Source organism: Nitratiruptor sp. SB155-2 (assembly GCF_000010325.1).
Taxonomy (GTDB): Bacteria; Campylobacterota; Campylobacteria; order Campylobacterales; family Nitratiruptoraceae; genus Nitratiruptor.
In genome coordinates, this window is record NC_009662.1 from 1,389,348 (window position 1) to 1,403,815 (window position 14,468).

A 14,468-nucleotide genomic window follows, 5' to 3' on the forward strand; every position below is an offset into this window, starting at 1 on the left:
TTTAAAAGTATATTTGCACTATAATTATTAAAAAACAGTTTTGGAGGCGGTATTGATCGATCTAAGAGCATTGGAAAAAGACTTTGACACGATTGCAACAAGACTTCAGACAAAAGGCGTAGAAGAAAAAGTTTTGGCTGAACTCAAAGAGCTTTTTGAGGAGTATAAAAAAGAGAAAACTATTTTGCAAGAGCTTCAAACCAAACAAAACTCTCTTTCTAAAATGTTTGGCCAGTATAAAAGAGAAGGTAAAGATATCAATGAACTCAAAAATGAACTTGAGATCAATAAAGGTAAAATTGCAGCTCATCAAGAAGTGGTACGAGATCTTGAAGAAAAACTCAAAAATATCGCTCTTACCATTCCAAATCCACCGGATCCAGATGTTCCCGTGGGAGAGAATGAGGAAGACAATGTGGTTCTCAAAACTGTTCTTGAGCCAAAAGGATTTGATTTTGAACCAAAAGAGCATTGGGAACTTGGAGAAAAACTAGGCTGGATCGATTTTGAAAGAGGCGTAAAACTTGCCAAAAGCCGATTTAGTGTCTTGAAAAAAGAGGCGGCACGACTGGAGCGGGCCCTCATCAACTTCATGCTTGATCACAACAAAGAATATGGATTTGAAGAGGTTTGCGTTCCTTTCATGGCAAACAGTGCAACCCTTCTTGGAACGGGACAACTTCCAAAATTTGAAGAGGATCTTTTCAAAATCTGCGATGAAGATCTTTATATGATTCCAACAGCTGAGGTTCCGCTAACAAACCTCTATAGAGATGAGATCATCAAGGATTTGGAAGATCCTATCAAGCTCACAGCCTATACGCCATGTTTTCGAAAAGAAGCAGGCAGTGGCGGACGCGATGTGCGAGGGATGATACGACAGCATCAGTTTGACAAAGTAGAACTCGTTGCCATCACAAGACCCGAAGAGAGCGACAAGGTCTTTGATGAGATGGTAAAGTGTGCTAGTAGCCTGTTAGCCAAACTTGGGCTTCCACACCGCCATGTGATGCTATGTACTGGCGATCTTGGCTTTAGCGCTGCAAAAACGATCGATCTTGAAGTGTGGCTACCGGGACAAGGAAAATACAGAGAGATCAGCTCCATATCCAATACAAGAGATTTTCAAGCCCGCCGGGCACAGATACGCTTTAAAGATGGCAAGAAAAACAGACTCGTTCATACGCTTAATGGCTCAAGCCTTGCAGTTGGCCGGACACTCATCGCCATCATGGAAAATTATCAACAAAAAGATGGTAGCATTGCAATACCAAAAGTACTTGAATCGTATCTATAGGAGAGAGTGTGCATAACATCATTTTATGTGGAGGTAGCGGAACAAGACTATGGCCTCTAAGCAGAAAATTGATGCCAAAGCAGTTTGTCAAACTTTTTGACAACCACTCACTTTTCCAAAAAACTCTTCAAAGAAATGCCTCTTTTTCCAAAGAGACTCATATCATTACAAACAAAGAGCACTATTTCATTGCCTTAGATCAGATGGAAGAAATAAATTTTTCGCAAAAAAAACATAGATTTATTCTGGAGCCATTTGGAAAAAACACTGCTCCTGCCATCGCATTCGCCTGTTTTGGTCTTGATCCTAAGGAACTTGTATTTGTTACACCTTCAGATCATCTTATCAAAAATGTACGAGCGTATGAAAAAGCGATAGATGAAGCTAAAAAGCTTGCCAGACAAGGGAAACTTGTCACTTTTGGCATTGTTCCAAATGAAGCTAATACCGGATATGGATATATAGAAGCGAAAGGAAACAGTGTAAAGCGATTTCATGAAAAACCTGACCTTGAAACTGCAAAAAAATATCTTGAAGGAAATAAGCAAAAGACAACGTATTATTGGAATGCCGGAATGTTTCTTTTTCAAGCAGGTACTTACCTCAGTGAACTTCAACAATATGCCCCGAAAGTGTATGAAAATGCTCTCAAAGCGTGCGAAAATGCTACGAATCAGCACAATATGCTTTTCATAAAAGAGCATTTCATGAATAAAATCCCAGACATTTCCATAGACTATGCAGTGATGGAAAAAAGTGATAATATCGCAATGGTTCCAGCCGATATCGGATGGAACGACGTAGGGAGTTTCGATGCCCTTTCTCAAGAGCTTTCGGGAAGCGAAACTATCGAACTACAAAGCAAAAACAATTTTGTTCTTTCAGATAAACCTGTAGCGTTAGTGGACGTGGAAGATCTGATTATCATCGATACAAAAGATGCTTTACTTGTAACAAAAAAAGGCTCAAGCCAAAAAATCAAAAAACTTATTCCCAAAATACAAAAAATCTTCCCCCATCTCGCTTCCCACCACATCGAAGTCCACAGACCATGGGGAACGTATGAGGTGCTTATCGAAGAGGACAACTACAAACTCAAAAAAATTATCGTCAAACCCGGGAAAAGACTCTCATTGCAAAAGCATTTCCATAGGAGCGAACATTGGATCGTAGTTCGGGGTACCGCTGAAGTCACAGTAGGTGATAAAACATACCTTGTACGTCCAAACGAATCAACTTATATCAAACTTGGTGAAGTCCATAGGCTTGCCAATCCCGGGAAAATTCCTGTTGTACTCATCGAAGCACAGGTTGGTGAATATACGGGAGAAGATGATATTGTAAGAATCGAAGATGATTTCAGGAGAGTCTGATTGATACGAGCTCTCGCTCACAACCTCAAACTAAGTATAGAGTTTACAAAAAGGGATCTCAAAGAACGCTATGCAGGAACCAGTTTTGGTCAGTTGTGGCTGCTTATCTCCCCTTTGATCAGCATATTTATTTATACTATCATCTTTTCAGATTTTATGAAGATGAAACTGGGAATAGTAGAAAACAAATATGCATACAGTATCTATCTCATTCCCGGACTTCTGACATGGAACTTTTTTTCCGCCCTTGTATTACGCCTTTCTAACTCTATTTTTGAAAAAGCCCATATCATCAAAAAAATACCAATTCCCATGTATGTTTTTTATCTTTCTATCACACTGACAGAATTTATCATCTATGCCATATCCATGGTTTTGGGAATCCTTTTTTTACTCCTCGTCCATCAACCCATTACCTGGCAATTCTTCACCGTCTTACCTTGTATGATGATTTTGGCATCTCTGTTTGGATTGGGGCTTGGAATGATCTTTTCTCTTTTCAATCCTTTTTTCAAAGATCTCAAAGAGGTTATTCCAATCATTTTGCAGCTGTGGTTCTGGATGACGCCTATCATCTACGTTAAAGAGATGATCTATAGCAAATACCCCTTTTTGGTGGATTACAATCCAATCTACTACTTTATAGAACCGATGCAAAATATATTTTTGTATGGTGACCTAAAAAGAAGTATTGATGTAGCGATTGCTTTATCTTCGGTTTTTATGACGATTTTATTGGCTATGTGGTTATACAAGAAGATGATTAAAGAGATAAAAGATATTATCTAGATGTATGCGAGGCAAAAAGCCTCACATTGGATTAACTGTGTAACATATCATCATGAAAATCGAGTGAACCGACTTGGTCAATCGCTTCATCACTTTCTATTTGATCTTGATGAAGATATACATTTCCTTGTGTATCTTGTGAAACCACGATAACGCCAGTCAAACTCTCTTCGAAACTGATCAAGTCGCTTGAAGAACCTTGAAAATCGTAATCGTTAGTATTATTTGAACTTATTAAGATATCTATTCCTAAAGCATCCTCTTTTTTATCCATCTCTTCAATCAAAGAAAAGACAGGTTGAAAAGTCTCAACATTGTTTACATCGACTGAAACCAATGTTGCAACTATTTTGTTCAGATAATCTCTTTCAATATTGAAATATTCTTGTGCAAGTTGTGGATTGTTCAAAACATCATAGTTCGGCTGAAAAGTCTCTGTTTCGTAATCATACTGGAGATTGTATTTTTGATATAGCTGTTTTTCTTGGAGATCAAAATTCGTTTCTATGTTGGCTAGCTGCTCGAGCATCTGCGTATCGTAATTCGTATGGGTATTGTATAAAGCCAGCTGTTCCCCAACTGACTTTCCCAAAAGATTGAGGTATTCAGCTCGCATTTCAACAGGCATTTTTTCAAGTTCTGCTTTGTCTCCTGCCCACCAGTCATAGGATTGATCCGTTGAATCACTGCTTTGCTGATCGTCACCGCTGTGATCTTCCACTTCGTATTTTATATTTTGCGCCATATTTTTAATAGATGGTACATCTGCTTCCGTTTCAACATTTTTAATCAAATCTTGCATAGTTTTGAGCGTATTTTCATCCACTTTTACATTTTCTATGGTATTTGCAACTTCCTTACAAGCGTCTATTTTAGCTTCAAACGCTTTTGCAGCATGGAATGCGTTATTAAAATCATCATCTGTTTTAAAATAAGGCTTGTAACTATCTGGCTGTGTAGCTATTCCTTTACCGATAAAAACTATCCCGGCAATCGCCTCTCCCAAAGATTGTTTTCCGCTCATAACAAGATTAACCCAACCATCAACACCATCTGGATCTTCTTGATATGATTTATTGAAGAGTGTCTCGTATACAGTAGAGATAATTTCTCTAATATTTTGTGGATCGTGAAGATCGATATTGGCATATTGAGGATACATATTTTGTAAACCAAAAGCATTGACGGCCATTTGTGCTGCATTAAGCATATTACCGGCAAGCTCATTCATGTCTTCATTTTTCGCTACTGCATCATTGTACCAAGTGTCAAGTTCTGCTTTTGATGGGGCCCTTTGAAACATTGCAATGTATAAAGCAGCAACATCATCTCTTGTAAGCATACATTCTCCTTATCTTTTTTATCTTTTATCTATTGTACCACAAAATTTTAAAACCTTTTTCTAAAACTATCTATTTTACGTTGGATAAGACTCAACCCATATGAAAACAGTAAAACAGAGCCAAAGACTGCCCAGTAATATCCTAAACCAGAATGGGTAAATCCAAGTTTTTCCAAAGCCAAAAAGATAAAAAAGTGGGATAAAAAGATCGGATAGGAAAGGGATCCAAAAAAAGAGTCATACTTAAAAGGTATCCTCATTATTAGTGGTATAAATGGAAGAGAAAGAAGCGCCAAGAAAATCTCTCTCACATAGGGATGTGCACTCCATGTAAATGCGACAGATAAGAAGAATATGAGAACAAAAATATATAAAATCTTTAAAATAATGCTATATTTCCCAGTAGCACAAAAAAAACCTACCATAAATATCCACAAAACCCCAAAAATATAACGATAACCAAAATTGTCGGAGTTAAAATGAGGCCATGTTTGGGAAAATGCAAAAAACTCAAATCCCATCGATACAAGCAAAATAGATACAAAAACAAGTGGTTTCCTTACAAATAGATAGAAAAAAAATGGAACCAGTAGATAAAAGTGCCACTCCGTCGAAAGAGACCAGGTAGGAGGAAGAAGCGGATGGGGGAGCAATGAATTTATGATAAATGGATCGAAAACATAGTTGTTGAAAATGAGAAGCGTATTAAGAAAAATCTTACTAAAATCCAACTCCTGATGCAAAAGTGGCACCATCTGTGATGGTCCCCAAATCGCTATCACAAACACTGTCAAAAAAAGAACGATAAGATAAAGAGGAAACAGTCTTAAAATCCGTTTAATATAAAAAAAAAGTATCTGTTTTTGAAAAGAAAGCCCTTTTCTCACCTCCTTGTAAAAGGAAAAATACATCAAATACCCACTGATAAAGTAAAAACAGATTACAGCGCTCACTGCAGGATTGAAACCAAAAGGGAAAGGAGAGTTTGGTAAGTGCGAAAGCATCACCAACCATGCCAAAAAAAACCGAAACGTGCCTAACACCTTACTACTCTTTCGAAAAGTTCCATATGTTTATCTGCCGTTTTTTCCCAATCAAACTGTAGCGCTCTTTTTCGTCCAGCCTCTGCCAATGATTCACTCTTTTTTCGATCCTCAAGCAGAAACTGCAACTTCAATGCGATATCATCCACATCATATGGATCGATATACAATGCAGCATCTCCACACACTTCAGGCAAGGAAGCCACATCGGAGACAATCGTGGCTGTTTGACAGCTCATCGCTTCCAATGGAGGCAATCCAAATCCTTCGTAGAAGGAGGGATATACAAAAACAGATGCAAGATTGTACAATCCGACAAGATCATTCTCACTGACATATCCAAGATATCGGATATTTTCTTGTTCGATAATCTGCATAATCTCTTTATTTTCCCATCCCTTGAATCCTGCAAGAACCAAAGGATATCGCTTTTTCAACGGCTCAGGAAGTTTCATGTATGCTTTGAGCAGATTCAAAAGATTTTTTCTTGGCTCGATACTTCCCACAAAAAGAACAAAATCATCTTCCAAAGCAAAACGATCCGTTAAATGTTTCAACTTTTCTTTTGCCAGAGGTTTATACAGATTATGATCAGCCCCAAGATGGATAACCTCTATCTTGCTCTCTTCGCATCCACTCAGTTCAACAATCTCCTGTTTGGAAAAACAGGAATCTGTGATAATCATATCTGCTTCATCGATAGATGAAAAAAGATGTTTGGAAAAGTACTTCACCCGCTCTTTTGGATGCCACTGAGGATAACGAATGATGGACATATCATGAATCGTAACAACTTTTTTTTTGGATCGAATACCTTTTTGAAATATATAATTTGGTTCCCAGTACAGATCATACACATCTTTATTTTTCAGTAGACCCACCATAATACGCAAAGTTTTTTTTACGGCTCTGACTGCTATAGCAGACTCGATAACATGTGTAAATACTCCTCCCTCTTTTGGTTCAAACATTCTTTGTGAAACAAAGCCTCCATACCAAAAAAGAAGATCTTGATCTACTCTTTTGGATATCTCGTAGATATATTTTCCTACGCCGGTAAGAGATTTGGTCAAGGGAAGTGCATCAACGACAATTTTCATACATCTCTTTTATTGTCTGTTCTATCGGTTTTGGTTCTATTTTTCCGATTAGACTATAAAGTTTAGAAGGATCCCCGCACAATACTTCTATATCGTTACTTCTTATAAATTTTGGATTTTGTTGGACTATGGGTGTATAACCACTTATTTTTTCTAAAATTTTCAAAAAATAGGCTACGTCATATACTTTCCCACTACAAATGTTGACTATTTCAGATTTTGCATCACTTTGCAGTAACTTTTCATATACATTACAGACAAATATTACATCATTCATTTCTCTTTTTGTGTGTAGATTGCCTATTTCTATGATGCTGTCTTTTCTTTGAAAAGCCCTGACAAGCTTTGGGACAATGAACTCTTCTCTCTGTCCACACCCTGTGTAATTAAATGGACGAGTTATGATGATAGGTATCTTGTCAAAATATGTCTTTGCAATCTGCTCGCTAATATATTTACTGTAGGCATAATGATTGTTTGGATTGGGACAAAGTTTTTCATGGAGTTTATTGGTACGTTGCATACCATATACGGTTGCACTACTTGTAATAATAACTTTTTTTGCAGTCCACTCCTGCTCCTCAAGTGCGCTTAAAAGATTTTGTACACCAAAAGCATTCACTTCATACATCTTGACTTGATCGGCATATCCTACAAAAGATATTGCTGCAAGATGAATGATATAATCAAAACTTTTTTTCTGAAAAATTTGGCGTATTTGCTCTTTTTTGGTTATATCACAAGTAAAAATATTTTTTCCATTTTGCTCTATTGATGTTCCAAAAACTTCAAAACCCCTCTTTTGCAGATATTGAGAGAGATGATTGCCGGTAAAACCATCTATCCCTGTTATCAATACTGTCTGCACTAAAAACTCCACCCTGTTGCGTTACGTCTGATATCTGCTTCCACCATCATCTGACAAATCTCTTCCAAAGAAGTTTTAGGCTCCCATCCAAGATCGTTTTTCGCTTTTGTATAGTCCCCTATCAAAATATCCACTTCTGCCGGTCGGAAGTATGCAGGATTTACTCGTACTAAAATTTTGCCACTTTTCACATCTCTTCCAACTTCATCTACTCCTTCTCCCTCAAAAATCAGCTCAATTCCAGCAGCTTGAAAAGCAAGTCGTACAAAATCTCTTACACTCTGGGTCCGATTCGTAGCTAAAACATAAGTCTCAGGTTTAGAAACCTGCATCATAAGATACATCCCTTCGACATACTCTTTTGCATATCCCCAGTCCCGTTTTGCATCAAGATTGCCAAGCTCCAAAACATCAAGTTTTCCATGAACTATTTTAGCTACACTGTCAGTGATTTTCCTTGTTACAAACTCCTTGCCTCTCAAAGGGGACTCATGATTGAACAGTATTCCGCTGCATCCGAAGATATCATAACTCTCTCTGTAGTTGATCGTTATCCAATGCGCATAAAGTTTTGCGACAGCATATGGACTTCTTGGATAAAAAGGCGTAGACTCTGTTTGTGGAATCTCCTGCACTTTCCCGTACATCTCCGAAGTGGATGCTTGATAAAATTTTATCTTCGGATTGACAATACGGATCGCTTCCAAAAGATTGAGCGTACCTAAACCAGTTATTTCTGCGGTAGTCAGAGGCTGTTCAAAACTTACACCTACAAAACTTTGTGCTGCGAGATTATATACTTCATCTGGTTCTACCGAATCAAGAAGCCGAATGTTTTGTGAAGCATCGGTCAGATCATACTCTATTAAGTGTAAATTTGGATGTTTTTCGATACCAAGCTCTTCAATCCTCCAAAAATTTGATGAACTTGTTCTTCTGTATGTTCCAAATACTTCATACCCTTTTTCTAACAATAATTGCGCCAAATAGGCACCATCTTGTCCTGTTATGCCGGTAATAAGCGCTTTTTTCATCCATTGATGCCTTTTTATTATTTTTGTGTAATTGTAGCAAAAGAGGGAAGTTGTAGCAAAAATAGTGAAGCCAGGGGCTTCACATAATGGCGTAGCAATCTGAGGCAAGATCCATCAGATCTATCCCATATTTATTATAAATTTGAATCATGTCATTTGCGATAGGTTGATACTCATCATATGTAATTTGTCCATCTTGAAAATATGGAGAAGTAAAAACATAGTTTTGGATATCTTTGGCAAGAGACACGAGCTGGTCTTGTGAAAGCGTACTTGTCAATTTCGATGCAATGATATTGTCACAATAGGCTCCGCCTTGGGCATAATAACTCGCCATCATATCTTCCAATGCACTCATGGCATTTGCATTATAGTTATCGGTTTGGGTCGTCGTTGTCAAATCATTATCTAAAGCATTATTGTCAGCCGTAGCCAAATCGCCATAACTTATTTGATCATTATAGTAATTATCCATACTATTTTGCGTGTTGTCGAAATCATAATAATTGTCTTCTGGAATATAGGTAGGTCCTACTCCCGATGTCAGTTTATCCTGACTCTCGGTCATCTCATCTTCCAATTTAAACAAAGTATAAAATGAATCAACATTCATCGGATCGACATATTGCAACTCTTGTTTCAACTTAGGTAAGTAATCTTTCTCCAACTGGAAATAGGTTCTTTGTATATTAGGATCTAAGTTTAAAAAGGATTCATCGGCAACAGATTCTTCTATAAAATAAGGTAAACCATGTTTTTGGTATATATCTGCTCGTTTATGTTCAAATTCGTTATCCAATGCAGCCCATTGTTCCAGATACTCTTGTGTAACAGGTACGTTTGCTTGTGCCAAAGAAAGATACTTATCTACCGCTTCTTTCATTAGATTAACTAGTTCTACCCTCCCTTCTACAGGAAGCATCTGAAGTTCCATCATGATTGACGGCCAAGCATCGGTATCAAAGTTATAACCATAGGCATCATTATAGGTATCATCAGATAAATTGTTTTGTATCTGTGAGCTATTTTGATCATTCAAATCGTTTGAAGAAACAGTGTTTGGATCTTCCACTATATCTTTGAGATAATCAGCTATGTTCTTCACTTCATCCAGGTCTGTCTCATCTTTGACATCTTCTATGATCTCTTGCATCTTTTGCAAAGTATCTTTATCAACTTTGACATTTTCGATGGTATCGGCAACTTCTAATGCAGCATCTTTTTTTGCTTCATAGGCTTTTGCCGCTACATATGCTTTGTTAAAATCATCATCCGTTGCAAAATATGGTCTATACTCATCTGGCTTTGTTGCAATTCCCTCTCCGATATACGTTATCCCTGCTATTGCTTCACCAAGAGATTGTTGGCCACTTACTACAAGATCAACCCAACTATCAACTCCTTGAGGATCCTCTTGATATGTTTTATTGAACAGTGTTTCATAGACGGTAGATATGATTTCGCGTACACTTTCAGGATTGGAAGGATCGACATTTGCGTACTGAGGATAGAGATCTTGAAGGCCAAATCCGTTGACAGCCAGTTGGGCAGCCTGGAGCATCGTCTCCGCAGTATCTGCCAAGTCTCTGTTGTTCGCTACCACATCATTGTACCAGGTATCCAGCTCAGATTTTGAAGGTGCTCTTTGAAAAAGAGCTATATAAAGACCCGCCACATCATCTCTTGTCAGCATATGTGCTCCTTGACAAAATATTTTCTTAAATTATAATAAAAACTTATTTAATATTTTCTGATGCTACCTTTTTCTTTTCCCTTTGACAGCCAAATGGCTGCCAACATTTATGATCAAATGACAAGAAGATCATTTTGTTCATCGAGCTGTGCAGTCGAAAGATCGGTAATGCCAACAAGTTGTACCACCTCATCACTCAAAGGATCAAAAGAACTTGCCGGTGAGTTATCCACAACCACAAAAGCACTCTTTCCATCTGTAAACCATGAAACGATACTGTTTTGCGAGCCATTCCCTTGTGCAGCCACATTCATAGTAGCTTCAAGAGAGCCTTGCCATTGCACAGGTGTCGATACAAACTGCTCTGTGCCATTGGCAACTTTCCATTTGATTTTTTCACCCTTTTGTGGGTCCATAAACTGATCTACATTGAGTGTTTGCTCAGGAGATATCATCACCGTGTCTACTCCATTTCCTCCAATGAGAATATCTTTTCCATATCCCCCATACAAAATATCATCCCCATCGTTACCATTGATCGTATTATCTAGAGTGTTACCATGTAAAATATCATCGTTTGGCGTTCCGATGACATTTTCGATAAAGTCGATTTTTGCTTGATTAAGTAAGGATTGTTCCAGCTTATTTATATCAGGTTGCAAAGCAGGAGCTATCTGCCCGATATTATGATCGGCATTGATATCGTCCAATCTTGTACCATCAAATGCTATCGGTTCAAGATTGTAAAGTTCTTGTATATCCCCAAAGCCAATTGCATTGGCAATGATATCGTGTTGTATCAGAAAATTTTCCCACTGATGCTGAAGTGTTCCATCAATTTCTCCGCCATAACTCGGCTCTCCGTCAGACATAAAATAGACACGATTTGCCCCATTATCAAAAAAAGTCCCATCTTTTTGATCAAAAAGCTGCATGGCACCATCTATCGCGTTAACATAATCTGTCGTACCATCAGCATAAAGATTATCGAGCATACCGATAGCCTTATCGACACTCATCCAGTTTTGAGGGATATATTGTGCTTGATTACTTACATCGCTACTAAAAAGTACCAGTTTGACAGCCACGTCTCCTAGTTTACTATATTCTTGAAGCAGTTTTTGCGCAGCCTCCACCTCTTTAGAGAGCCTTGTCGTACCATCACCACTGTCCCATCCCATACTTCCAGATACATCCAGGATCAGCATGATGTTAAATTGTGGTACGATCAAAGCTCCTTTTGTATCGTTTGCACCAAGCTGGACTTGAATATCCTGACCCACATTTCCACCCGAAGCAAGATCGATATCGGCACCGCTACTTGTTGGAGCCATGGAGAGATCCAGCGTATCACCCACTCCGCTATCATTTTGTGAACCATCGATGATCACTTTCTTTCCGACTCCGTCGATCACATATGTGTCACTTCCGTTCTTACCCACCAAGATGTCGTCCCCGGCTTTGGAATACAACGTATCGTCACCATCGCTTCCGATAAGATAATCATCACCATCAGTACCAACGATCATACCAGCCTGATCTGCAACGACATTATCCATCGTAACAGCATCACCCTTGGCATCTTGGATTCCACCATCCTTCAAAACCTGCAGAGTTGGTTCAACCGTATAGGTGTCATCGAGCGAAAAATTGGTTCCCGGTTTTCCGACAACTTTCCCATCTCCTGTTAAAATATGGGCGTCACCAAGATCGTCAAGAGAAGAGATTTGGGCTTCGACACCATTATCGAGATGTAATTGATTGATTCCCTCGATATCCGTAGCTGATAGATCAACAGGAATTTTGTTGCCGTTATCGGCAAGATGGAAACTGCCCATGCCGTTTCCATTGATTTTTTGAAGCTTGTTGATCAAATCTGCCGGTAATGTCAAGTCACCAAGAAAATCGATATTTTCAATATTCTTTATATCATAATCACTCAAGTCGGCATTTCCGTACACATGGAGCGTATCACTACCCTCTCCTCCATCTATGATCTCCGCCCCATTGGCATCTTCTGCAAAGTCTCGTCCCAAGATATCCTTTAACGGCTTGCCTATCAACTGTGCATCTTCAGGTCTATCTTTTGCAGAAAGTCCAGTTAAATCACCCAACAATACTATATCATCATCACCTTTTCCCGCATATACCTCATCTTGACCCTTTCCGGGGCGGATGATGTCATTGTTATCACTGCCATAAATGATCTCATCAAGATCAGTTGCACTCACATCGCCTCCATCTGCAGGAGCCTGAACTATCTTTTTCGTTCCTCCTTGATTGTGACTTTGATTATACAGATCCTCTTTTTCAAGAATCTTTTGCTTTGCCTGATCAATACTCTCCGGTCTGTCATCGATCCCATCTATCAATGCTTTGAAATCATCAAAATCAAAAAGACCGTCGCCATTGATATCAGCTTCCGGAATTTTTTGGGCAGCCTCAAGTGCCACTTGCACTTTGTTGAGAAAGGCTTTCGCATGAGCAACCGTTTGTGCCGATGCGGGAATGGCACCATTTGCAATCTGCGTAGCCACTTGTGTAATATTTGCTATGGTATTTCCCAATCCGTTTTGCACAGCATAGTTTGCCCAACTGTCTATACCATTTGGATCATCTATATAATCTTTGTTAAAAAGTGACTTGTAAACTTCAGTTATGACAGATTTCGTAGATAAGAAATCATTTGCATCCACATCTATATAGTGAGGGTATTTGGACGAATACTGTGGGTTTGCATTGATGATATTTTGTGCTGCATCCAACATCTTCTCTGCTACCGTCGCATAATCCCATCCATTTTGCTGGGCTTGTGTATACCATTCATCCAACCCTTTCCCCTCAGGCGCTCTTTGAAACAGACCTAGATACAGTTTTGCTATATCCTCTTTTGTCAGCATCCACGATCCTTAGATTTAGAATTTTATCTCCTATAATACAAAAAAAGCGTTTCAAAAACGTTTCATTTGGTTTTCTTGCTATCTTTCAAATACTGGCCATTTATCTCATGATTAAACAATTTAGTTTGAAGTTCAAGAATCAAAAAGATTGTTTTTGGAATTGAAATATTTTTATTATTGTCATATAATTTAATAAATCACTCAAAGGATATAAAATGACACAAAAGCTTGGAATACGGGAGATAGTGAGAAATTTTACTATTTTAGATAATTATGACTATATTGAAATAGTAGATAAAAAGAGTCATAAGCTCAAAGGATTATTTGTTTCGTCTGAGTTTATGGATGATGTAAAAGAGTTTATTGAACAAAAAATTAAAGAAAAAAAAGAAAAAGAATTAAATAAAATTATAAAATTTGCCGGAATAGCAAGCGGTGATACAGATAATATGAATGAAAAAGAGATGAGAGAGATTCATGCAAAATCAAAAGTTTAGCAATACCGTATATTTTGATACAAATATTGTAATGGATATTCTTGATAATAAAAGAACAGGACACAAAGAGGTATTTAAACTGTTGGAACTGTTGTTCTCAAAAAATATCAAAATTTTAATAAGTGAAGATATGTTAAGCACTATTTACTATTTGGTTAAAGATAAAGAAAAAGTTTTAAAATTTTTTGAAGTTATTTTAAATGATTGGATAGTCGTCCCTTTTGAAAAAGAGATTATAAAAAAAGCTATAAAAATTTCGTTGGAAAAAAGCGTTGATTTTGAAGATGTTTTACAATGTCTATGTGCAAAAAAATATAACTGCATTGCATTAATCACCTGCGATAAAAAGTTTATTGACTGTGGAGTAAGAATAGCCGATTATGACGAAGCAATACATCTTTTGACAAAATATTGAATTTTTGATGTTGAATGATGAATTTCAATTTTAACTCTTCTTGATAAAAACAACACTTTTTCAATTCAACTTTTCAAGTCCTGACTCTTTTTGTTTAGTTAGAGCAGGACTAAATAG

The 14,468-nt window shown here is 37.7% G+C and carries 12 protein-coding genes; 5 read left to right on the forward strand and 7 right to left on the reverse strand.

What is annotated here, in order from left to right; all coding sequences use genetic code 11:
* The first annotated feature begins 52 nt into the window (after positions 1–52).
* From serS to NIS_RS07410, 3 genes are read left to right on the forward strand one after another with little or no spacing between them, the layout of a single operon-like run.
* Entirely contained in the window at positions 53–1,297 is a 1,245-nt protein-coding gene (gene serS, locus NIS_RS07400) for a serine--tRNA ligase (protein WP_012082750.1), read from the forward strand.
* 8 nt (positions 1,298–1,305) lie between these two features.
* Positions 1,306–2,670: a mannose-1-phosphate guanylyltransferase/mannose-6-phosphate isomerase gene (locus tag NIS_RS07405; RefSeq protein WP_012082751.1), complete on the forward strand. Its 1,365-nt coding sequence runs from the start codon at positions 1,306–1,308 to the stop codon at positions 2,668–2,670.
* Positions 2,671–3,459 carry an ABC transporter permease gene (locus NIS_RS07410; RefSeq protein WP_012082752.1) on the forward strand — a complete coding sequence of 263 codons (789 nt, stop codon included), beginning with the start codon at positions 2,671–2,673 and terminating at the stop codon, positions 3,457–3,459. It begins immediately after the preceding gene.
* 31 nt (positions 3,460–3,490) lie between these two features.
* On the opposite strand, the gene NIS_RS07415 is transcribed toward NIS_RS07410, so the two are convergent.
* The 7 genes from NIS_RS07415 to NIS_RS07445 all read right to left on the reverse strand — a co-directional run bounded on the left by NIS_RS07415 (position 3,491) and on the right by NIS_RS07445 (position 13,439).
* Positions 3,491–4,801 carry a hypothetical protein gene (locus tag NIS_RS07415; protein ID WP_012082753.1) on the reverse strand — a complete coding sequence of 437 codons (1,311 nt, stop codon included), beginning with the start codon at positions 4,799–4,801 and terminating at the stop codon, positions 3,491–3,493.
* A 47-nt stretch (positions 4,802–4,848) separates the two neighbouring features.
* Positions 4,849–5,844: an acyltransferase family protein gene (locus NIS_RS07420; protein WP_012082754.1), complete on the reverse strand. Its 996-nt coding sequence runs from the start codon at positions 5,842–5,844 to the stop codon at positions 4,849–4,851.
* Positions 5,838–6,944 (reverse strand): glycosyltransferase family 4 protein, encoded by a 1,107-nt coding sequence (locus NIS_RS07425; protein WP_012082755.1) that lies wholly within the window; start codon positions 6,942–6,944, stop codon positions 5,838–5,840. The genes NIS_RS07420 and NIS_RS07425 overlap by 7 nt, the downstream gene beginning before the upstream one ends.
* Positions 6,928–7,812, reverse strand: a complete 885-nt coding sequence (locus NIS_RS07430; RefSeq protein WP_012082756.1) for a GDP-mannose 4,6-dehydratase — start codon at positions 7,810–7,812, stop codon at positions 6,928–6,930. The genes NIS_RS07425 and NIS_RS07430 overlap by 17 nt, the downstream gene beginning before the upstream one ends.
* A complete protein-coding gene (gene gmd, locus NIS_RS07435; protein WP_012082757.1) occupies positions 7,812–8,846 on the reverse strand; it encodes a GDP-mannose 4,6-dehydratase in 1,035 nt (344 codons plus the stop codon). Before gmd ends, NIS_RS07430 begins: the two co-directional genes overlap by 1 nt.
* 79 nt (positions 8,847–8,925) lie before the next feature.
* Positions 8,926–10,539: a hypothetical protein gene (locus tag NIS_RS07440; protein ID WP_012082758.1), complete on the reverse strand. Its 1,614-nt coding sequence runs from the start codon at positions 10,537–10,539 to the stop codon at positions 8,926–8,928.
* Between the two features lie 113 nt (positions 10,540–10,652).
* Complete coding sequence (locus tag NIS_RS07445) at positions 10,653–13,439, reverse strand: VWA domain-containing protein (protein WP_012082759.1); 2,787 nt, start codon at positions 13,437–13,439, stop codon at positions 10,653–10,655.
* A gap of 215 nt (positions 13,440–13,654) precedes the next feature.
* Here NIS_RS07445 and NIS_RS07450 point away from each other — a divergent pair, with 215 nt between their 5' ends.
* Positions 13,655–13,936: a hypothetical protein gene (locus NIS_RS07450; RefSeq protein WP_012082760.1), complete on the forward strand. Its 282-nt coding sequence runs from the start codon at positions 13,655–13,657 to the stop codon at positions 13,934–13,936.
* Positions 13,917–14,351 carry a type II toxin-antitoxin system VapC family toxin gene (locus NIS_RS07455; protein ID WP_012082761.1) on the forward strand — a complete coding sequence of 145 codons (435 nt, stop codon included), beginning with the start codon at positions 13,917–13,919 and terminating at the stop codon, positions 14,349–14,351. The genes NIS_RS07450 and NIS_RS07455 overlap by 20 nt, the downstream gene beginning before the upstream one ends.
* Positions 14,352–14,468: the final 117 nt, after the last annotated feature.

Excerpts from the sequence above, each read along its gene's own strand:
- NIS_RS07415 (WP_012082753.1), bottom strand. The coding sequence starts at position 4,801 with ATGCTTACAAGAGATGATGTTGCTGCTTTATACATTGCAATGTTTCAA.
- NIS_RS07425 (WP_012082755.1), bottom strand. The coding sequence starts at position 6,944 with ATGAAAATTGTCGTTGATGCACTTCCCTTGACCAAATCTCTTACCGGC.
- gmd (WP_012082757.1), bottom strand. The coding sequence starts at position 8,846 with ATGAAAAAAGCGCTTATTACCGGCATAACAGGACAAGATGGTGCCTAT.
- NIS_RS07440 (WP_012082758.1), bottom strand. The coding sequence starts at position 10,539 with ATGCTGACAAGAGATGATGTGGCGGGTCTTTATATAGCTCTTTTTCAA.
- NIS_RS07445 (WP_012082759.1), bottom strand. The coding sequence starts at position 13,439 with ATGCTGACAAAAGAGGATATAGCAAAACTGTATCTAGGTCTGTTTCAA.
- NIS_RS07450 (WP_012082760.1), top strand. The coding sequence starts at position 13,655 with ATGACACAAAAGCTTGGAATACGGGAGATAGTGAGAAATTTTACTATT.
- NIS_RS07455 (WP_012082761.1), top strand. The coding sequence starts at position 13,917 with ATGCAAAATCAAAAGTTTAGCAATACCGTATATTTTGATACAAATATT.